The organism is Corynebacterium zhongnanshanii (genome assembly GCF_014490575.1).
GTDB lineage: Bacteria > Actinomycetota > Actinomycetes > Mycobacteriales > Mycobacteriaceae > Corynebacterium > Corynebacterium zhongnanshanii.
Map to the genome: position 1 here is coordinate 585,186 of NZ_CP061033.1, position 18,956 is coordinate 604,141.

General features: G+C 60.5%; 16 protein-coding genes and 2 tRNA genes. 15 read left to right on the forward strand and 3 right to left on the reverse strand.

Features of this window, described 5'->3' with window-relative positions; genetic code table 11:
- Positions 1–88: 88 nt before the first annotated feature.
- Positions 89–562, forward strand: a complete 474-nt coding sequence (locus tag IAU67_RS02585; RefSeq protein WP_151843251.1) for a ribose-5-phosphate isomerase — start codon at positions 89–91, stop codon at positions 560–562.
- A 69-nt stretch (positions 563–631) separates the two neighbouring features.
- Here IAU67_RS02585 and IAU67_RS02590 read toward each other — a convergent pair whose 3' ends face one another.
- Complete coding sequence (locus IAU67_RS02590; protein ID WP_151843252.1) at positions 632–856, reverse strand: helix-turn-helix transcriptional regulator; 225 nt, start codon at positions 854–856, stop codon at positions 632–634.
- Positions 857–1,109: 253 nt separating this feature from the next.
- On the opposite strand from IAU67_RS02590, the gene IAU67_RS02595 reads away from it, so the two are divergent.
- Positions 1,110–1,184 (forward strand) — tRNA-Gly (locus IAU67_RS02595).
- Between the two features lie 102 nt (positions 1,185–1,286).
- Here IAU67_RS02595 and IAU67_RS02600 read toward each other — a convergent pair.
- Positions 1,287–2,465, reverse strand: a complete 1,179-nt coding sequence (locus tag IAU67_RS02600) for an IS481 family transposase (protein ID WP_151843304.1) — start codon at positions 2,463–2,465, stop codon at positions 1,287–1,289.
- 454 nt (positions 2,466–2,919) lie between these two features.
- On the opposite strand from IAU67_RS02600, the gene IAU67_RS02605 reads away from it, so the two are divergent.
- The 6 genes from IAU67_RS02605 to clpX all read left to right on the forward strand — a co-directional run bounded on the left by IAU67_RS02605 (position 2,920) and on the right by clpX (position 8,700).
- On the forward strand, positions 2,920–4,014 hold the full coding sequence (locus IAU67_RS02605; RefSeq protein ID WP_151842945.1) for a siderophore-interacting protein: 1,095 nt from the start codon (positions 2,920–2,922) through the stop codon (positions 4,012–4,014).
- Positions 4,015–4,113: 99 nt separating this feature from the next.
- Positions 4,114–4,187, forward strand: a tRNA-Pro gene (locus tag IAU67_RS02610).
- Between the two features lie 232 nt (positions 4,188–4,419).
- Positions 4,420–5,799, forward strand: coding sequence for a trigger factor (gene tig, locus IAU67_RS02615; RefSeq protein ID WP_151842946.1), 1,380 nt, complete (start codon positions 4,420–4,422; stop codon positions 5,797–5,799).
- Between the two features lie 223 nt (positions 5,800–6,022).
- Positions 6,023–6,586: an ATP-dependent Clp protease proteolytic subunit gene (locus IAU67_RS02620; RefSeq protein WP_151842947.1), complete on the forward strand. Its 564-nt coding sequence runs from the start codon at positions 6,023–6,025 to the stop codon at positions 6,584–6,586.
- 5 nt (positions 6,587–6,591) lie between these two features.
- Positions 6,592–7,212, forward strand: coding sequence for an ATP-dependent Clp protease proteolytic subunit (locus IAU67_RS02625; RefSeq protein ID WP_151842948.1), 621 nt, complete (start codon positions 6,592–6,594; stop codon positions 7,210–7,212).
- A gap of 213 nt (positions 7,213–7,425) precedes the next feature.
- On the forward strand, positions 7,426–8,700 hold the full coding sequence (gene clpX, locus IAU67_RS02630; RefSeq protein WP_151842949.1) for an ATP-dependent Clp protease ATP-binding subunit ClpX: 1,275 nt from the start codon (positions 7,426–7,428) through the stop codon (positions 8,698–8,700).
- 14 nt (positions 8,701–8,714) lie between these two features.
- Here clpX and IAU67_RS02635 read toward each other — a convergent pair whose 3' ends face one another.
- Complete coding sequence (locus IAU67_RS02635) at positions 8,715–9,500, reverse strand: hypothetical protein (protein ID WP_151842950.1); 786 nt, start codon at positions 9,498–9,500, stop codon at positions 8,715–8,717.
- Between the two features lie 189 nt (positions 9,501–9,689).
- On the opposite strand from IAU67_RS02635, the gene IAU67_RS02640 reads away from it, so the two are divergent.
- The 7 genes from IAU67_RS02640 to IAU67_RS02670 all read left to right on the forward strand — a co-directional run bounded on the left by IAU67_RS02640 (position 9,690) and on the right by IAU67_RS02670 (position 18,752).
- Entirely contained in the window at positions 9,690–10,712 is a 1,023-nt protein-coding gene (locus IAU67_RS02640) for a malate dehydrogenase (RefSeq protein ID WP_151842951.1), read from the forward strand.
- 64 nt (positions 10,713–10,776) lie between these two features.
- On the forward strand, positions 10,777–11,922 hold the full coding sequence (locus tag IAU67_RS02645) for an alpha/beta hydrolase (protein WP_151842952.1): 1,146 nt from the start codon (positions 10,777–10,779) through the stop codon (positions 11,920–11,922).
- Positions 11,923–12,049: 127 nt separating this feature from the next.
- Positions 12,050–14,797 carry a valine--tRNA ligase gene (locus IAU67_RS02650; RefSeq protein ID WP_151843169.1) on the forward strand — a complete coding sequence of 916 codons (2,748 nt, stop codon included), beginning with the start codon at positions 12,050–12,052 and terminating at the stop codon, positions 14,795–14,797.
- Complete coding sequence (gene folC / locus IAU67_RS02655; RefSeq protein ID WP_151842953.1) at positions 14,794–16,437, forward strand: bifunctional tetrahydrofolate synthase/dihydrofolate synthase; 1,644 nt, start codon at positions 14,794–14,796, stop codon at positions 16,435–16,437. Before IAU67_RS02650 ends, folC begins: the two co-directional genes overlap by 4 nt.
- Before the next feature lie 61 nt (positions 16,438–16,498).
- Positions 16,499–16,972: a DUF4233 domain-containing protein gene (locus IAU67_RS02660; protein ID WP_151842954.1), complete on the forward strand. Its 474-nt coding sequence runs from the start codon at positions 16,499–16,501 to the stop codon at positions 16,970–16,972.
- A 56-nt stretch (positions 16,973–17,028) separates the two neighbouring features.
- On the forward strand, positions 17,029–17,439 hold the full coding sequence (gene ndk, locus IAU67_RS02665; RefSeq protein WP_151842955.1) for a nucleoside-diphosphate kinase: 411 nt from the start codon (positions 17,029–17,031) through the stop codon (positions 17,437–17,439).
- A 185-nt stretch (positions 17,440–17,624) separates the two neighbouring features.
- Positions 17,625–18,752: an inositol-3-phosphate synthase gene (locus tag IAU67_RS02670; RefSeq protein WP_151842956.1), complete on the forward strand. Its 1,128-nt coding sequence runs from the start codon at positions 17,625–17,627 to the stop codon at positions 18,750–18,752.
- Positions 18,753–18,956: the final 204 nt, after the last annotated feature.

The window sequence follows — 18,956 nt, forward strand, 5'->3', positions numbered from 1 at the left end:
TGCGCAGCGCCGTGGTACGGCTGTGGTTGCGCAGCGCCGTGGTACGGCTGGGGTTTACGCAGCACCGTGACCCGCTAGAATAGTGCTCATGCGAATCTATCTAGGTGCCGACCATGCCGGTTTTGACATGAAGAACGTGATCAAGGATCACTTGGCCTCTCAGGGCTTTGACGTTGTGGACTGTGGCGCGTTGGAATACGACGCGCAGGATGACTACCCTGCCTACTGCATCGACGCCGCCCGCAAGGTCGTGGCCGATGAAGGATCTCTGGGTATCGTGCTCGGAGGCTCGGGTAACGGTGAGCAAATTGCCGCGAACAAGGTTCCCGGCGCACGCTGCGCACTCGCGTGGTCTGTGGAGACGGCCAAGCTGGCGCGTGAGCACAACAATGCGCAGCTGATCGGCCTGGGTGGTCGTATGCACTCCGAGGAAGAAGCTCTGGCTATCGTTGACGCCTTTGTCTCCCAGCCATGGAGCGAGGAGGAGCGCCATCAGCGCCGGATCGACATCCTGGCTGAGTATGAGCGCACCGGCGAGGCTCCAGAAGTCCCGAACGCGTAGAGTTCTGCGTTCTTTCCCAGTGACGAGGTCCTGAGGCTGGCGTTGTGCCAGCCTCAGGACCTCAAGAGTTTACTTACGCCTATTCTGCTTCTGCTTGGGGCGCTTTTCGTGCCACTCCTTGACCTCGTCAGAGTCCCACAGGGTCAAACCGTGGAGCTTCGCTACTGGTTGAGGTGCACGACCGCGGCCGGCGTAACTGGTAAAGGTTCCCCGGGCGGTGCCGGAAAACTCGGCGCATTGAGCGGCGGTCCAGAGCTCAATGCCCTTATCTTTATCGATAATGATTGGATCCATGATGTCGGTTATACGCGTCTCCGTTCGTGGAAGAAAGCTAAAACGCATGTTCACAGCGCATTGTCAGGAAAATTCTAGGCATTGTCAGGAAAACCCTAGAGAACTTGAATCAGTTGGCCAAAACGGCGCTGCAACTGCTGATTTGCTTTGGGTGGGGGATGATGGTGTACAGTATTCCACGTGGCACAGCCACTGCACCTCGTGCTCATCGCCGGGCCGGCATAGCGTGAAGTGTAGATGGATAGTGCACCGTGGGAATGTCGTATAGTGGCTAATACCTCAGCCTTCCAAGCTGAAGACGCGGGTTCGATTCCCGTCATTCCCTCCATGTGATCAGTCGGGACATAGTTGACACTGTCAGTCGCGACATGGTTGACAGATACCGCTCTAGGGTTGGGACGTTGTTCTTTCCCTGGGGCGGTATTTGTTTTTAGTGCTGGGTGTTCTTGGGGAGTTTGGGTTGGTATTGGCGCTGGGTGTCTATGATGTGTTCGGCGATGAGTTCTCCTGTGGTGGCGTTGGTTGTGGTGGCTGTGTTGCCGGTGATGACGGTTAGTGTTGGGGTTCCTGCGTAGGATCGGCCGATTCCTAGGTAGCGTAGTTTTCCGGCGAAGCGTAGGGTGATGCGGCCTGATGTGTCGACTTTGTCGTGTCGAACTCGGTTGTCTTCGGTTACTAGTGGTTGTGGGCTGGCTTTGGGCAGGGCGTTGTATGCCTGGTGTGGGGTGTTTCGTCCTAGGGCGCGGTGAGGGCGGTCGTTGTTGTACCAGGTGCGGAATTCGTCGAGGAGTGCTTGCAGTTGCGGGAGTGTTTCTGCAGGCGGTCGGGCTTTGAGCCATTTTTTGAGTGTTTGGTGGAAGCGTTCAATTTTTCCTTGGGTTTGTGGGTGAGCTGGTCGACCATTTTTCTGTTTGATGGAGTGGGTTTCGAGGAATTTTTCGAAGCCTGTTTTCCCGCCTCTGGCGCCTGCTAGGCGTGCGGTGAAGATAAGTCCGTTGTCGGTGAGGGTGGATTGGGGAAGTCCGTAGGTGGCTGTGACTTCTTCGATGGCTGTGACGACGGTGGGGCCGTGGACGCGGTAGAAGGCGGTGAGGTAGAGCAGGTAGCGGGAGTGGTCGTCGAGGAAGTCGAGGACTTCGATGGTGCGTCCGTCGCGTAGCCTGACGTAGGTGACGTCGGCTTGCCAGCATTCGTTGGGCAGTGTGGCTGCGAATCGGCGTAGTGAGGCTTTGGGGCGTTTATGGGGTTGGGGTGTGATGAGGTTTCGGGTGGTGAGGATTCGTCTGATGGTTGATTCTGCGGGGCTGCGGAGTCCGCGTTGTTGGAGTACCCAGGCTATGGATTCGGGTCCGTTGTCGGCGCCTTTACTGGTGAGTTCTTTGCGGATGGCGACGATCTCATCAGCGAGGGTGTCTGGGATTTTGGTGGGGGATGTTTTGGGTGCTTTTGATCGGGGTTGGACTGCGTCCGGGCCGCCGTGGTCGTAGCGGTCGAGCAGTGTGTAGATCCATTGGCGTGAGCGTTTGAATTTTTTGGCGGCTTGGCTGACTGTCATGTGTTGTTTGCGGATTGCTGTGACGATTGCCAGGTTGGGGTTGTTGTAGCTCATGGCTCATTATCGGTGAGTTGTGTCAACGATGTCTCGACTGAGCTGTCAACTATCATGCCCGCCGGGTCAGGGGGCCAGGGTGTCAAGTATGTCCTGACTGATCTGTCAACTATCACTGAGAAAACCGCAGGAAGAATGTGTCAACTATGTCCTGACGGACAACACCGTCATTCCCTCCAACCAGACCTCGGATGTAATCAGTTCGAGGTCTTTTGCATTGCTGCTGCGTGATTAGGAGCTCGGGCAAAGCAATGGCCCCGGGGGTGTGCCGATGTTTCGCGGCATTGACCGTCCCGAGACCTATCCTCGTTGATTTTACTACGATTTCGCACTGAATCGCGCGAAGCGTGTGGTGTTATGCCGAATGCCGCTATTGGGCCAGTTGGATATTGATTGTCTGACGTGGGCCATTAAAGGCTACTGACCAGTGATTTTTAGTGTACCCTAATCCATTATGGAGCAACGAGACACCACAGAATGGGTAGAAGGATTCCGCGAAGGCTACGGCACGGGATATTCCGATGGCTATCGCGCTGGGTTGGAGGCCGGGCGCACGCAGGCCTTTTACGACGCCAAGGCGGAACGTAAGCGAGCGAAGTACGAGTTGAAGGCGCAGCGACGCGAGCTCAAGGCACAGCGCTATGGCAAACATGCCGCCCACACGAAGGACAGTCACGGGTCGCATGCCGGAGCTGAACACGCTCCGTCGTCGCAGCCACGGAAAGGGCGGAAAGCTATAGAGGCCACGATCACGGGCAAGGAGAGTGTCTCTCCCGCTATGGTTCGCATCCGGGCGAACGCCCCGGGACTGATCGGCCGAGAACTCACCAAGACCGATCACTACGTTAAGATCCTCTTCGTTCCAGAAGGGGCGCCGTACTCCTGGCCGTTCGATCTCGCCCACATTAAGGACACGCAACCGAAGAAGTACCGTCCCGTAACCAGGACGTACACGCTGCGCAGTGTGGATACCATCACCGGAGACATTGCCATCGATTTCGTTCTGCACGGCGATACGGGATTGGCAGGCCCGTGGGCCCGTGACGTGGAGGTTGGCGAGACATTCGCATTTGTAGGCCCCGGCGGTGGCTGGGCGCCTACGCCTCGCTACGACCACTTCGTGCTTGCGGGGGATGAGTCCGCCGCACCGGCCATTGCTGCGTCGTTGGAAAAGATCCCCTCCACGTCCACGGCAATCGCATTCTTTGAAATTGAGGAGCCGGGTCATGAGTTCGCAGTGCCCGAGGGGGACAACATCACGGTGCGTTGGGTGTACCGACACGGTTCCATGCCGGGGCGTGCTTTGGCGGATGCGGTGCGCTCCTACGAGTGCCCTGAGGGTTCCGTGGGGTGGTTCGTCCATGGCGTGGCCGAGATGATTAAGGAGATCCGGCGGGAACTGTATGTGGGACGAGGGGTCTCCAAAAAGGATGCGTCGATTTCTGGATACTGGCGTTTGCGCATGACGGAAGACCAATGGCAATCCAGCAAGCAAGAGTTTGTGGCAGAGATGGAAAGTGCCGAGCAGGCGGCGGCTCGTAAGAAGTGAAGCAATGCGTGTCACTAGCCCAAAAACCGTGTTTTAACATGCGTTTTGTTTTTATGGCGAGTAGCACGTAAAGTAGCTCTCGCACCACAGAGTGCGGCTCGGGATGTGGCGCAGTTTGGTAGCGCATCCGCTTTGGGAGCGGAGGGTCGCAGGTTCAAATCCTGTCATCCCGACACACACAACCGGTAGGTCCCAGACCTACCGGTTTTTCATTTTCTCGCTCACTGCTTCGTCGGTGGGATGAGCAGGTCACGGCCCCTGCACTTAATGTGCTGGCGTGTGAACCCCACCCCGAAGAATGCGTACAGTGGGCGCCCTATAGAATCGACTACGACCAACGCCACTGGCGTGTGACACAGACAAGCGCGCATGGTGGCCCGACAATAGACACAGGAGTGTGCATTCGTGAAGAGCTCTGTAGAAAAGCTGAGCGCCACCCGCACCAAGATCACCGTTGAGGTACCCTTCGAGGAGCTCAAGCCAGAGTTCGACAAGGCATATGCCTCTCTCGCTCAGCAGGTAAACATGCCAGGCTTCCGCAAGGGCAAAGTTCCTCCAAAGATCTTGGAGGCTCGTCTGGGACGCGGAGTAGTGCTGGACCAGGTCATCAACGAAATGCTGCCATCCCGCTACAGCGCTGCTGTCGATGAGCACGAGCTGAAGGTCCTCGGCCAGCCAGAGATCGAGATCACTGAGCTGGAAGACAAGGACCACGTCACCTTCACCGCTGAGGTTGATGTCCGCCCTGACATCGAGGTGCCAGACTTCTCCAAGATCTCCGTTGAGGTTGAGCCACTGAAGTCCACCGAAGAGGCTATCGACGCTGAGCTGGAGAACCTCCGTGCACGCTTTGGTTCCCTCAAGCCGATCAAGCGCCTGATCAAGACCGGCGACTTTGTCACCATCGACCTGTCCGCCACCATCGACGGCGAGACCGTTGACGAGGCCACCACCGAGGGCCTGTCCCACGAGGTCGGCTCGGACACCTTGATCAAGGGTCTGGACACCGCACTGCGTAAGCTCCACGCCGGCGAGGAGTCCACCTTCACCTCCAAGCTCGTGGCTGGCGAGCACGAGGGCGAAGAGGCTGAGGTTCACGTCAAGGTTCAGACCGCCAAGGAGCGCGAGCTTCCGAAGCTGGATGACGACTTCGCACAGCTGGCGTCCGAGTTCGACACGCTGGACGAGCTGCGTGACTCCCTGAAGGACCAGGCTGAGGCAGAGCAGAAGAACGCCCAGGCTGCAGACATCCGCGATAAGGTCCTGGCTGCGGCACTGGAAGAGACCACCGTTGAGCTGTCTGACAACATCGTTCAGGCTCAGGTGGACAGCCAGGTTCAGCAGCTGATCCAGCAGTTCGGTGGAGACGAGAAGGTCTTCGAAGAGATGCTGGCTGCACAGGGCATCACCCGCGAGAAGTTCGAAGAGGACGCTCGTACTTCCGCTGAGGACTCCGTACGCACCCAGCTGTTCCTGGACGCTCTGGCCGACGAGGAGCAGCCAGAGGTGTCTCAGGACGAACTGATGAGCCACATTTCCTTCACCGCCGCTCAGTACGGCATGGAGCCAAACCAGTTCATCATGCAACTGCAGCAGGCTAACCAGCTGGGCAACCTCTTCGCCGATGTGCGCCGCGGCAAGGCTCTGGCGCTGAACATCGCGAAGACCTCCGTGAAGGACACCGAGGGCAACGAGGTTGATCCGAAGCAGTACTTTGGTGAGGACGAGGCCGCTGAGTCTGCCGAGGACAACGCGTCGGAGAACGCATCCGCTGACGAGAACTAAGGCAACAGCCGAACCAACTCGTCACGCGTTCCCCAGCCCCCGGCCCCTGTGACCGTGCGATCGGCACTTCAAGTGTGCCGCACGTGGAACAGGGGACGGGGGCTGTGTGCTGTCAGCGAACAGAGCCATAAGATGGCCACATTGTCCCACCTAATTCACTAGGCTGGGGCGCACAATCTTTTTCGATCAGCTTTTCTGGATATGAAGAGCATTGAGGTGAGCAATGAGTAACAATCCTGTACAGGGCAACGACATATATGATCGCTTGCTGAAAGAACGCATCTTGTTCCTGGGCTCCCAGGTAGATGATGACATCGCCAATAAGTTGTGTGCCCAGATCCTGTTGTTGTCCGCTGAGGATCCCACGAAGGATATCTCTTTGTACATCAACTCGCCCGGTGGTTCCGTGACCGCGGGCATGGCGATTTTCGACACGATGAAGTTCTCGCCGTGCGATATTCGCACCTATGGCATGGGCCTGGCGGCCTCCATGGGCCAGTTCCTGCTGTCTGCCGGAACCAAGGGCAAGCGCTTCGCGTTGCCGCACGCCCGCATCATGATGCACCAGCCGTCCGCAGGTGTGGGAGGAACCGCGGCGGACATCGCTATTCAGGCAGAGCAGTTTGCCCACACCAAGAAGGAAATGGCGGAGCTCATCGCTGAGTTCACCGGCCAGACGGTGGAGCAGATTACCAAGGATTCGGACCGTGACCGTTGGTTTACTGCCGCTGAGGCGAAGGACTACGGTTTCGTCGACCACGTGATTACCTCTGCGAAGGAGAGCTAAGAATTATGCAGATGCCAGAAATGCGATACATCCTCCCTTCGTTCGTGGAGCACTCCAGCTTTGGGGCGAAGGAATCGAACCCGTACAATAAGCTGTTCGAGGAGCGCATTATCTTCCTGGGTACTCAGGTTGATGATGCTTCCGCCAATGACATCATGGCACAGCTGCTGGTGTTGGAGGGGCTGGATCCTGATCGTGACATCACGATGTACATCAACTCTCCCGGCGGTTCTTTCACGTCTTTGATGGCTATTTACGACACGATGCAGTACGTGCGTCCCGATGTTCAGACGGTGTGCCTGGGTCAGGCTGCCTCTGCTGCGGCGGTCTTGCTGGCTGCGGGTACGCCGGGCAAGCGTGCGGCGCTGCCGAATGCGCGTGTGCTGATTCACCAGCCGGCCACCGGCGGTGTGCAGGGCCAGGTCTCTGACTTGGAGATCCAGGCCAAGGAGATCGAGCGCATGCGTACCCTGATGGAGGAGACGCTGTCTCGCCACACGGGACGTTCCGCGGAGCAGATCCGTAAGGATACTGATCGCGATAAGATCCTGACGGCTGAGGAAGCTAAGGAATACGGGATTATCGATCAGGTGTTCGATTATCGAAAGTTGTCTGCTCAGCAGTAGGCTGCGTGGATAATGCGCTGGGCGTCGTCGAAAAATCACATGTCGACGGCGCTTTTCGCATTCTTCGCGTGACATCAGTGACCCCTGTGGCCCCTGTGCCGGGCGGGGCGTACGACACACGGGAAACGAGCCACACCCGCCCGATGTAGGACGGGAGCGGTAAAGTTCTAACAATCACATATCCGAACCAACGACCATGAGTGCGAGGACCACATGCCAGATAGCACAGATCTGCTGAAGTGCTCTTTCTGCGGGAAGAGTCAGAAGCAAGTACGCAAGCTGATTGCAGGGCCAGGCGTATATATCTGTGATGAATGCATTGAATTGTGCGTTGAGATCATCGAAGAGGAGTTCAGCGCCGAAAGTACTGCTGACTCCACCAATGCGCTGCCCACTCCACGCCGCATTGCGGAGTTCCTCGATCATTACGTGATTGGGCAGGACGACGCCAAGCGCACCCTCGCCGTGGCCGTCTACAACCACTACAAGCGCATCCAAGTGGAGGACGCGAGCGCGGGCGCGCGCCGCAGCGATGAAGAGGTGGAGTTGGCGAAGTCCAATGTCCTCATGCTGGGTCCTACGGGTTCGGGAAAGACCTATCTTGCCCAGACGCTGGCGCGGATGCTGGACGTGCCGTTCGCCATTGCGGATGCCACCAGCCTCACCGAAGCCGGCTACGTGGGTGAGGATGTGGAGAACATTCTGCTGAAGCTGCTGCAGGCCGCAGACTTCGATGTGGAGAAGGCGCAGCGGGGCATCATCTATGTGGATGAGGTGGACAAGATCTCCCGGAAGTCGGAGAATCCATCCATCACGCGCGATGTCTCCGGCGAGGGTGTGCAGCAGGCGCTGCTGAAGATCCTGGAGGGCACGGTGGCGTCCGTGCCGCCGCAGGGCGGGCGCAAGCACCCGAACCAGGAGTTCATCCAGTTCGATACCAAGAACGTTCTGTTCATCGTCTCCGGTGCCTTCGCTGGCCTGGAGAAGGTCATTAGCGAGCGTCGCGGTAAGAAGGGCATGGGCTTCGGCGCGGAGATCAAGGGCAAGGCGGATGAGGAGCCGGATCTGTTCCGCTTCGTGGAGCCGGAGGACCTGGTGAAGTTCGGCCTGATCCCGGAGTTGATTGGCCGTCTGCCGGTGCTCACGCACGTGGGTCACCTTGATGAGGACGCGTTGGTGCGCGTGCTGACTGAGCCGAAGAACTCGCTGGTGAAGCAGTACCAGCGCCTGTTCGACATGGACGGTGTGCGTCTGACTTTCGAGGATGGTGCACTGCGCGCCATTGCCCAAAAGGCATTGGCGCGAGAGACCGGTGCGCGTGGATTGCGCTCCATCATGGAGTCTTTGCTGAACCCCATCATGTTCTCCATCCCGGAGGATGAGGACACGGGCGAGGTGATCATCACCGAAGCCACGGCTCAGGGGCTGGAGGAGCCAACGCGGTTGTCTCTGGAAGAGGTTGCGGCGCGGGATAAGAAGAGCGCGTAAAAAACCAGCGCGGCTTAGCTCAAGTTGAAGTCGTCCTCAGACGGGTACTCCTGGCTGGAGTACAGAGACGCAGCCACCGACGACCCCAGTGAAGGGGAGTGTGAAGAATGCGTGTAGGACGAACCCTGGGTGGTGGCCATGGTGGTGGAGAGGAAGGTCACCGTGGCGTCGGAAATCATTTTTCCCATGCCCTCGGTGTTCTGCGCATCGCTAATGTCCATCCCGTAGAGCGCGTGGAAAATCGGACCCTGGGTGATCGGGAACGCGCACAGGGAGGTCAGCAACACGAACAGATCCTCGGCGGACACGCCCGTGCGGAACGCGCCTACGTCGTGGCCACGCATCAGTAGGCGATCGATCACCAGCACCACCGGGGAATCCTCCAGGATCCCTACCGTGGTGGTGATCGTGGCGCGCTGGAACATGTTCTCGGCCACGATGAGGCGCACGGCGTCCGGGAACTCTCGGAAACGCTCGAAGGTTGCTAGGGAAAAACGGCGGATTGCGTCTCCTGGGATCATCCGCTCCAACTCGTCGGAATCCTCCTGGGACCACGTGGGCCAGATACGGGAGTGCGCGTAGCGCAAGGCCTCGTGATACAACTCCTTGGTATTGGAGAACAGCTCATGGGTAGCCGCGATGTCGGCAGCGTGGGCGGCTGAGGAAATGTCGTCAGCGGAAAAGTGGTATCCCACGTGTGCGGCAACGGGCAGGAGGACATCCATGGCGGCACGGTACTGCGACGGCGCTAGTTCGTAGCGGGCGGCAGAATTAGGAAGTACAGGCATAACAGCACTCATAGTAACGGAGTAGCACCCGTGACAGAGCTTAAAAACAGCAAGCACCTACGCGCGGGGGTGACGGACAAAAAGGTAGGCTGGGCGGGTATTGGTGCCTCCACACGTGTCACGAGGCTCCCATGAGGATCAACACACAGATCAACACACATCGATAACTGATACACAACAGATTTTTAAGAGGTGCATGTCATGACTTCCACTACCTCCCCCGTGAACGTCGCGGTCACCGGCGCAGCAGGCCAGATCGGCTATGCGCTGCTGTTTCGTTTGGTGTGCGGAACGCACCGCACGGAGATTTTCGGCACCCGCCCGGTGAATCTCCAGCTGCTGGAAACCGAGCCGGGCCTGCAGCGCGCCGAGGGGGTGATGATGGAGCTGATGGATTCCGCGTTCCCGCTGCTGAACTCGGTGACCGTCACCACCGATCCGCGCGAGGCGTTTAAAGACGCGGATGTGGCTTTCCTGGTGGGGGCGAAGCCGCGCCAGAAGGGGGAGGAGAGGGCCGACCTGCTGGCGGCGAACGGCAAGATTTTCGGCCCTCAGGGTCGCGCGCTGGGTGAGGTGGCTCGCGATGATGTGAAGGTGGTGGTGGTGGGTAACCCCGCCAACACGAATGCTGCCATCGCTGCCGCGCATGCTATGGATGCGAACCCGAAGCTGCGCCCCGAGCAGTTCAGTGCGATGACGCGCCTGGATCACAACCGTGCGGTGGCTCAGGTCGCGGCACACCTGGGGGTTGCCGTGAGCTCCCTGTCCCGCATGACGGTGTGGGGAAATCACTCGCCGTCGCAGTTCCCTGATGTTGCCGAGCTTCAGCTGGAGGGCGAGGCCGTCGAGGGCTTGGATGCGTCCTGGGTGGAGGATGAGTTCATCCCGCGCGTGGCCCAGCGTGGCGCCGAGGTGATTGAGGTCCGGGGATCTTCCTCGGCCGCGTCCGCCGCGAATGCTGCGATTGACCACATGCGCGATTGGGTGAATGGAACCGCGGAGGGCGACTGGGTGTCCGCGGCCATCCCGTCTGATGGTTCCTATGGCATCGAGGAGGGGCTGGTCTGCTCGTTCCCCGTTCGTGCCGTGGATGGTGTGTGGCGGATCGTCGATGATTTATCTGTGACCGACGCCCAGCGTGCGCGCATCGAAGCCTCCGTCGCAGAGCTGAAGGAGGAGATTTCATCGGTGCGTGCGGAGGGCTTGCTGCCGGAGAAGTCTTAGCCCCTAAAAGGTTTTTCTGTCAAAAACCTGACGAGTGGGTCTGGGCAATGGTTCCATAGACGTTATGGATATTTCGTCAACACAATCATCGTCTGCACCCTCTTCGTCCGGGGCTCCTTCCGGAGCTGCTTCGTCCGGCAAGGCCCCGGTAGCGGCCAGGACCTACCAGCCGGATCTGCTCACCAAGCTCACTGCGCTGTCCGGCCGCGGCCTTTTGGCGTTGCCCCCGGCCCTACTCTCGGCGCTGGGATCGCTCACGAACCGTGACGGGAACCGTTTGGATAGCGACGTGAGGGCGTCGTTGAAACTCCTGGATGTGGTGAGCGGCGACGACATCGTTGACCTGCCACTGGACAAGGCCCGCGCGCAGGTGGACCGGGAAGCGCATTTGGCGGCCGGGACGATGCAGGCGGTGGGCGGCGTCACGGAGCACGACGTTGCCGGAGTGCGGGTGCGTCACTACCGCCCACGCGGCTTCGAGTCGGCGGGCACTGATTTGCCCACGTTGGTGTACCTCCACGGCGGTGGATGGGTGACGGGTTCCCTGAACTCTCACGAATCGACGGCGCGATGGCTGTGCTCCCGCGCGGACGTGGCGGTGCTCGCGGTGGATTATCGTCTGGCTCCAGAGCACCCCTTCCCAGCGGGTCTGGACGACGTGACGGCAGTTGTCAGCGCTGCGATGGCCGGCGAGGTTGCCGGGGTGGACGGCTCCAGGGTTGCCGTGGGTGGGGACTCTGCCGGCGGAAACTTGAGCGCGGCGGTGTGCCTGCGTCTGCGGGATGAGGGGAAGCCTCAGCCGCGCCTGCAGATGCTCTTTGTGCCGAATGTGAACCTGAAGGAGTACACCACGGCATCCTTCACCGAGTTTGCGGACGGCTACTATCTGACCCGCGGACAGATGGACTGGTACCGCGACCACTACATCCCGAATGAGGACGACCGCTCGAATCCGTGGGCGTCCCCGATCCTGGCAGAGGACCTGTCTGGCCTGGCGCCGGCATATGTGGCTGTGGCTGGATTCGATGTGCTGCGTGACGAGGGTGAAGTATACGCCCAGCGGCTCAAGGACGCCGGTGTGGCCACTACGCTGCGTAGGCACGAGGGGCTGGTGCATCCCTTCGTGAACTCTACGGGATTGTGGCGGGGCGCCCGCCGGGCTCTCGATGAGGCGGCCGGCGCCCTGCGCTTGGCCTTGGACGTGGTATAGATTCCGAGCGAGTTTCAGCGCACCAATCTCTTGTCAGTGAGAGCAGTGTAGGGCCTGTCTACTACACTGGCTAGGTGTGAATGACTCTAAGAATTCTCCAGTTCCAGAAACGCCAGCCGGCGCCGTGATGGGTGCCGATCGATCTGCTCAGTTGCCGAAGGCCTGGGAGCCTTCGGCGGTGGAATCAACGCTGTATAAGCGGTGGGTCGACGCTGGTTATTTCACGGCGGATGCCGGTAGTTCCAAACCTCCCTTTTCCATTGTGCTGCCACCGCCAAATGTGACGGGACAATTGCACATGGGGCACGCCCTGGACCACACGTTGATGGACGCCATGGCGCGCCGCAAGCGTATGCAGGGCTTCGAGGTGCTGTGGCTGCCGGGCTCCGACCACGCAGGTATCGCCACGCAAACCAAGGTTGAGGCAAGCCTGAAGGAGAACGAGGGCACAGACCGCTTTGACCTGGGGCGCGAGGCCTTCGTGGACCGCGTCTGGGAGTGGAAGCACGATTACGGCAATGTCATTCAGAACCAGATGCGTGCCATTGGTGACTCCGTGGACTGGTCCCGGGAACGCTTCACGCTGGATGAGGGATTGTCCCGGGCTGTTCAGACCATGTTTAAGGCCCTGTATGACGAAGGCCTGATTTACCGAGCACATCGTCTGGTGAACTGGTCGCCGGTTCTCCAGACCGCCATCTCCGATATCGAGGTGGTGTACTCCGATGACGAGGGCGAATTGGTCTCTATCCGCTACGGTTCCTTAAACGACAATGAGCCTCATGTCATCGTGGCCACCACCCGTGTGGAAACCATGCTGGGTGACGTGGCCGTTGCCGTGCACCCAGAGGATGAGCGCTACGCGGACCTGGTGGGAACCACCCTGGATCACCCGTTCTTGCCGGATCGAAAGATGATCGTTGTGGCGGACGACTATGTAGACCCTGAGTTCGGAACGGGTGCCGTGAAGATCACCCCGGCTCACGACCCGAACGACTTCGCCCTGGGACAGCGCCACGATCTCGAGATGCCGGTGATCTTGGATGCCACGGGACACATCACGGACACGGGTACGCAGTTCGATGGCATGGATCGCTACGAAGCCCGCGAGAAGATCCGCCTGGCCCTGGAGGAGCAGGGCCGCATAGTGGAACGAAAGTTCCCCTACGTGCACTCCGTGGGCCACTCCGAGCGTTCGGGTGAGGCAATCGAACCACGCCTGTCGGAGCAGTGGTTCGTGAAGGTGGAGAAGCTCGCCACGATGTCCGCCGAGGCTATCCGCTCGGGCGACTCGACCATTTACCCGGCGTCCCAGGAGCCTCGCTGGTTTGACTGGGTGGATGACATGCACGACTGGTGCATCTCGCGTCAGCTGTGGTGGGGTCACCGCATCCCGATCTGGTACGGACCGGACGGCGAAGTGGTCTGCTGCGGACCCGATGACGAGCCACCGACAGGGGAAGGCTGGGTCCAGGACGAGGACGTGCTGGATACCTGGTTCTCCTCGGCACTGTGGCCGTTCTCCACGATGGGATGGCCAGCAAACACCGAGGACTTGCAGAAGTTCTACCCGGTCTCTGTGCTGGTCACCGGATACGACATCTTGTTCTTCTGGGTTGCACGCATGATGATGTTTGCCACCTTCGCAGACACCCTGAAGGATTCTCCGTTGGCCAACACCATTCCAGGAATCCCCTCCGTGGACAGGGACGGCCGTCCGCAGATTCCTTTCAAGGACATTTTCCTTCACGGCTTGGTGCGCGACGAAAAGGGACGCAAGATGTCCAAGTCCCTGGGCAATGGCATCAACCCAATGGACTGGGTGGAGAACTATGGTGCGGATGCCCTGAGGTTCACCCTGGCCCGTGGTGCCAACCCTGGCTCCGACCTCCCGGTAGGTGAAGACTCCGCACAATCATCCCGAAACTTCGCCACGAAGCTCTACAACGCCACCAAGTTCGCGCTGATGAACGGCGCCCAGGTGGGTGACCTGCCAGAGCGCGAGGCCCTGACGGGTGCCGACCGCTGGATTCTGGACCGCCTGGAGTCCGTCCGCGCCCTGGTGGATAACGCGCTGGATCGCTACGAGTTCTCCCTGGCCAACGAGAACCTGTACCGCTTCGCCTGGGGCGAGTTCTGCGACTGGTACCTGGAGATCGCGAAGGTGCAGATCCCACGCAACTGGGACGAGGCCTCGGAGGCCGAGAAGGCCCGCGGCATCAACACCCAGCTGGTGCTCGGCCGCGTGCTGGACACAGTACTGCGCCTGCTGCACCCAGCCATGCCGTTCGTCACGGAGACTCTCTGGACCGCACTCACGCACGGCGTGGACGGCTACCCAGAATCTCTGGTGGTCGCACCATGGCCTGATAGCGACCTCACCAACGGTGGTGCCGAGGTGGATCAGGACGCCATCCGCCGGATGGCTGACGTGGATAAGCTCGTCACCGAACTGCGTCGCTTCCGTTCCGACCAGGGCGTGAAGCCCACCCAAAAGGTGCCAGCGATGCTGGACTTTGCGGCAGCTGACCTGGAGGAGTTCGAGCCAGCAGTCCGCTCGATCGTTCGCCTGGAAGAGCCCGACGAGGGATTCGCGGCCACCGCCTCCATCGAGGTGAGGCTGTCCCAGGCCACCATCGAGGTTCAGCTGGATACCTCCGGAACCGTGGATGTGGCCGCCGAACGCAAGCGCCTGGAGAAGGACCTCGCTGCGGCACAAAAGGAGCTGGACAACGCTGCAAAGAAGCTCAGCAATGAGGGCTTCTTGGCTAACGCTCCCGAAAAGGTCGTGGAGGGAATCAAGGAGCGTCAGAAGATCGCGCAGGAAGAGTTTGCCCGTATCACCTCCCGTCTGGAAGAGCTACCACAAGCATGAGCGAACACAGCACCGGCAACGACCCGCACGCCCAGGGCGAGAGCGAGGGGCTAGACTCTCGCCACGAGGTGGCGTCGGAGGGCGTGGACACGGAAGGCCTGGGAAGTGAATCAGTGGGCCTGGACGGAGTAGGGGAGGTATCCCTCGACAGCACGGGGCTGTCCCTTCCTATCGACGCTGCGGCGGACAAGAGCTTCGGCGTCGATAATGATGACGATCATCAGGCCCTCCCGGCACGGCCCATCACTCCGCAGATCCTGGAGGAATTGGCCCACGTCGAGGCCGAGTTGGATCAGCGATGGCCAGAGACGAAGATCGATCCCACCCTGGAGCGGGTGGAGATGCTCATGGACCTGCTGGGGCACCCCGAGCGTGCGTTTCCTGTGATCCACGTGGCGGGCACGAACGGGAAAACGTCCACCGTGCGGATGATCGAGTCCCTACTGCGGGCCTTCCATCGCCGAACCGGACGGACCACCAGCCCGCACCTTCAGCTGGTGACCGAGCGCATCGCTGTGGACGGCCAGCCCGTTCACCCGGAGGATTACATCAACGCCTGGCGCGAGATCAAGCCCTTCGTGGAGATGGTCGACGCGCGCTCCGCGGAGCAGGGCGGCCCCCAGATGTCCAAGTTTGAGGTGCTGGTGGCGCTGGCGTACACGTGCTTCGCCGATGCGCCGGTGGATGTGGCCGTGGTGGAAACCGGCATGGGCGGTCGATGGGACGCCACGAACGTGGTCAACGCAGACGTTGCGGTGATCACGCCGATTGGCCTGGACCACACTGATTACCTCGGCGACACGCTGGAGCAGATCGCCGGTGAGAAAGCCGGGATCATCAAGTCCCGGTGGAATAAGGACGACCTGCTGAGTCCCCCGGATAATGTGACGGTGATTGCGGAGCAAGAGCCAGTGGTCATGACTGTGCTGCTGACGGAGGCCGTGGAGAAGGATTCCGCGGTGGCTCGTGCGGGTCACGAGTTTGGTGTGGTGAGCTCGTCCATTGCGGTGGGCGGGCAATCGCTGGTGCTGCGCGGCCTGGGTGGTGTGTACGAGGACATCTTCGTGCCGCTGTCCGGCGAGCACCAGGCGCGCAACGCGGCGGTGGCTCTTGCTGCGGTCGAGGCGTTCTTCGGTGCTGGTGCCGAGCGGCAGCTGGACCCGAACACGGTGCGCGAAGGCTTTGCCCAGGTGCAGTCGCCGGGCCGCTTGGAGCGGGTGCGTTCCGCGCCGAGCGTGTTCATCGACGCCACGCACAACCCCCACGGCGCCACCGCGCTGGCTGCGGCGATGTCCCGCGATTTTGATTTCCGACGCCTGGTGGGCGTGGTGGGAGTGCTCGGCGACAAGGACGCGTATGGAATCCTGTCGGCGTTGGAGCCCGTGCTGGACGAGCTGGTGGTGACACAGCCGCAGTCGCCCCGCGCACTGGACGTGGACACCCTGGCGGAGTATGCGCGCGATGTGATGGGTGAGGAACGCGTCCACGTAGCCTCCAACTTGGTGGGCGCTGTGGAATTGGCAACGGAGTTGGCTGAAGATGATGCCGATGGCATGGTTGCTGGTTCGGGTGTGCTCATCACGGGCAGTGTGGTGACCGCTGGGGAAGCGCGTACCTTGTTTGGCAAGGAGCCCGCGTAGGTCGCTCCGGCGTGTGCGTGAGACCGGCGTGGTGTAGGCACAAGAAGAAAGGTCCTGTGAGATGAAGGAACACAACAAGCCCGAGGGCCCTGCTCAGGAGCCCCAGGGCTCTGCGGCGCGGCCAGGCGACGCGCAAATGGGTCCGCTCGGCCCAGGTCACGAGCTGGAAAACGACCCGATGAAGGGAGTGCGTGGCGTGATGGCTGGTGCGCACATCCTGGAGGCGATTGTGATCCTGCTGGTCCTTACGGTGATTACCCGCGTGGAACCGGACGTGAATGCCACCACTGTGAAGGTGACCTATGTGTCCGTTCTGGGTGTGCTCATGATCCTGGCGGCGTTCATCCAGAGAGCCAAGTGGGCTGATCCAGTCAACATCGGCCTGCAGGTTCTTGCCGTGGCCGGGTTCTTTGTCCACCCGTCGATGGGGTTTGTGGGGCTTCTGTTCGCCGCGACGTGGTGGTACATCTACCACCTGCGTCGCAACATGAAGGAGCGCATGCGCCGCGGGCTGCTGCCTGCGCAGCATGTGTAGCCGGAATGCAGCATGCGCAGCCGGGGTATGTGCCGCCTCGTGTACTATTTGTGATTATGACTGAACGTACCCTAATCCTGATCAAGCCAGATGGTGTCAAGAACGGTCACGTAGGCGAGATCATCGCCCGCATCGAGCGCAAGGGCCTGAAGCTCGTGGAGCTGGACCTGCGCACCGCTGACCGTGAGACCGCTGAGAAGCACTACGCTGAGCACTCCGACAAGCCTTTCTTCGGCGAGCTGGTTGACTTCATCACCTCCGCACCGCTGGTAGCGGGCATCGTGGAAGGCGAGCGCGCCATTGACGCATGGCGTCAGCTGGCTGGTGGCACCGACCCAGTGGCCAAGGCAACACCAGGCACCATCCGTGGTGACTTCGCCCTGACCGTGGGTGAGAACGTTGTTCACGGCTCTGACTCCCCAGAGTCCGCAGAGCGCGAGATCGCCATCTGGTTCCCCAACCTCTAAATCGCACGCCGCGTGTCGCGGCAGCCTGACAACGGGCCCAGCAGAATGTTCTGCTGGGCCCGTTGTGCATGCGAGCCTGCGCACCCGACCCAGACATCCGTTACCCACATTCGGGGGTTCTTCTAAATCGATAAGGAAAAAATGCCGCTCGGTTTGCCGCGCCATCAGGTCTAAGGTGAGGGTCTATGGCTACTGAACAAGTTTCTGAAAACAAAAGCGCCGCAGCTCGTCGCCCAATTCGCGTGGCGATCGCCGGCGTGGGTAACTGTGCAACGTCCCTGATCGAGGGAGTGGAATTCTACAAGAACACTCCGGACGATGAGAAGGTTCCTGGCCTGATGCACGTTCGCTTCGGCGACTACCACGTGGGGGACGTGGAGTTCGTGGCAGCGTTCGATGTGGACTCCGCCAAGGTTGGCAAGGACCTGGCCGAGGCGCGTCTTGCCCCCACCAACTGCACCATCCGCATCTGCGATGTTCCTCCCCTGGGCGTGACCGTCCAGCGTGGACCCACCCACGACGGCCTGGGCAAGCACTACCGCGAGGTCGTCGAGGAATCTGCCGAAGAGCCAGTGGACGTGGCACAGGCCCTGCGCGATGCAGAGGTTGACGTGCTGGTCTCCTACCTCCCCGTGGGCTCCGAGGAAGCGGACAAGGCGTATGCCCAGGCCGCTCTCGACGCTGGCGTGGCATTCGTCAACGCCCTGCCCGTGTTCATCGCCTCCGACCCAGAATGGGCAGAGAAGTTCCGCAGCGCCGGTGTGCCGATCGTTGGTGACGACATCAAGAGCCAGGTGGGCGCCACCATCACCCACCGTGTTCTCGCGCGCTTGTTCGAGGACCGCGGCGTGCGCCTGGACCGCACCATGCAGCTGAACGTCGGTGGCAACATGGACTTCAAGAACATGCTGGACCGTGACCGTCTGGAGTCCAAGAAGGTCTCCAAGACCCAGGCCGTGACCAGCAACCTTCAGGAATCCCCGCTGGCGGGCAAGAAGGAGGACCGCAACGTGCACATCGGCCCCTCGGACTACGTGGAGTGGCTGGATGACCGCAAGTGGGCCTATGTCCGCCTGGAGGGCACTGCCTTCGGTAACGTGCCACTGAACCTGGAGTACAAGCTGGAGGTGTGGGATTCCCCGAACTCCGCGGGAATTATCATCGACGCCATCCGCGCCGCGAAAATCGCCAAGGACCGTGGCATCGGCGGACCAGTGGATCCGGCGTCCAGCTACCTGATGAAGTCCCCACCGATCCAGTTGGAGGACACCAACGCCCGCGCACAGCTGGAAAGCTTCATCGCGGACGCGTAACAGGGCTGGTCAGGCCTAGGGGAGGGACGCCGCCCGTTCCTCTCACCCGGGGGACTTCGCACAGCGGTCCATCACAATGGGGTAGTGATGGTGACTGTGTGAGGTGATGGGGTGAGAGGTGGGCGTCGTATATTTATTGCGTGGGAGGGCGCAATCATGCACACGGGGTGAGGGAAGCATTGGTGGGGAGACAAAATGTGACAC

Bases quoted from the DNA above. Each gene is read 5' to 3' on its own strand.
- IAU67_RS02585 (WP_151843251.1), top strand. From the start codon at position 89: ATGCGAATCTATCTAGGTGCCGACCATGCCGGTTTTGACATGAAGAAC.
- IAU67_RS02590 (WP_151843252.1), bottom strand. From the start codon at position 856: ATGGATCCAATCATTATCGATAAAGATAAGGGCATTGAGCTCTGGACC.
- IAU67_RS02600 (WP_151843304.1), bottom strand. From the start codon at position 2,465: ATGAGCTACAACAACCCCAACCTGGCAATCGTCACAGCAATCCGCAAA.
- IAU67_RS02605 (WP_151842945.1), top strand. From the start codon at position 2,920: ATGGAGCAACGAGACACCACAGAATGGGTAGAAGGATTCCGCGAAGGC.
- IAU67_RS02620 (WP_151842947.1), top strand. From the start codon at position 6,023: ATGAGTAACAATCCTGTACAGGGCAACGACATATATGATCGCTTGCTG.
- IAU67_RS02625 (WP_151842948.1), top strand. From the start codon at position 6,592: ATGCAGATGCCAGAAATGCGATACATCCTCCCTTCGTTCGTGGAGCAC.
- clpX (WP_151842949.1), top strand. From the start codon at position 7,426: ATGCCAGATAGCACAGATCTGCTGAAGTGCTCTTTCTGCGGGAAGAGT.
- IAU67_RS02635 (WP_151842950.1), bottom strand. From the start codon at position 9,500: ATGAGTGCTGTTATGCCTGTACTTCCTAATTCTGCCGCCCGCTACGAA.
- IAU67_RS02640 (WP_151842951.1), top strand. From the start codon at position 9,690: ATGACTTCCACTACCTCCCCCGTGAACGTCGCGGTCACCGGCGCAGCA.
- IAU67_RS02645 (WP_151842952.1), top strand. From the start codon at position 10,777: ATGGATATTTCGTCAACACAATCATCGTCTGCACCCTCTTCGTCCGGG.
- IAU67_RS02650 (WP_151843169.1), top strand. From the start codon at position 12,050: ATGGGTGCCGATCGATCTGCTCAGTTGCCGAAGGCCTGGGAGCCTTCG.
- folC (WP_151842953.1), top strand. From the start codon at position 14,794: ATGAGCGAACACAGCACCGGCAACGACCCGCACGCCCAGGGCGAGAGC.
- IAU67_RS02660 (WP_151842954.1), top strand. From the start codon at position 16,499: ATGAAGGAACACAACAAGCCCGAGGGCCCTGCTCAGGAGCCCCAGGGC.
- ndk (WP_151842955.1), top strand. From the start codon at position 17,029: ATGACTGAACGTACCCTAATCCTGATCAAGCCAGATGGTGTCAAGAAC.
- IAU67_RS02670 (WP_151842956.1), top strand. From the start codon at position 17,625: ATGGCTACTGAACAAGTTTCTGAAAACAAAAGCGCCGCAGCTCGTCGC.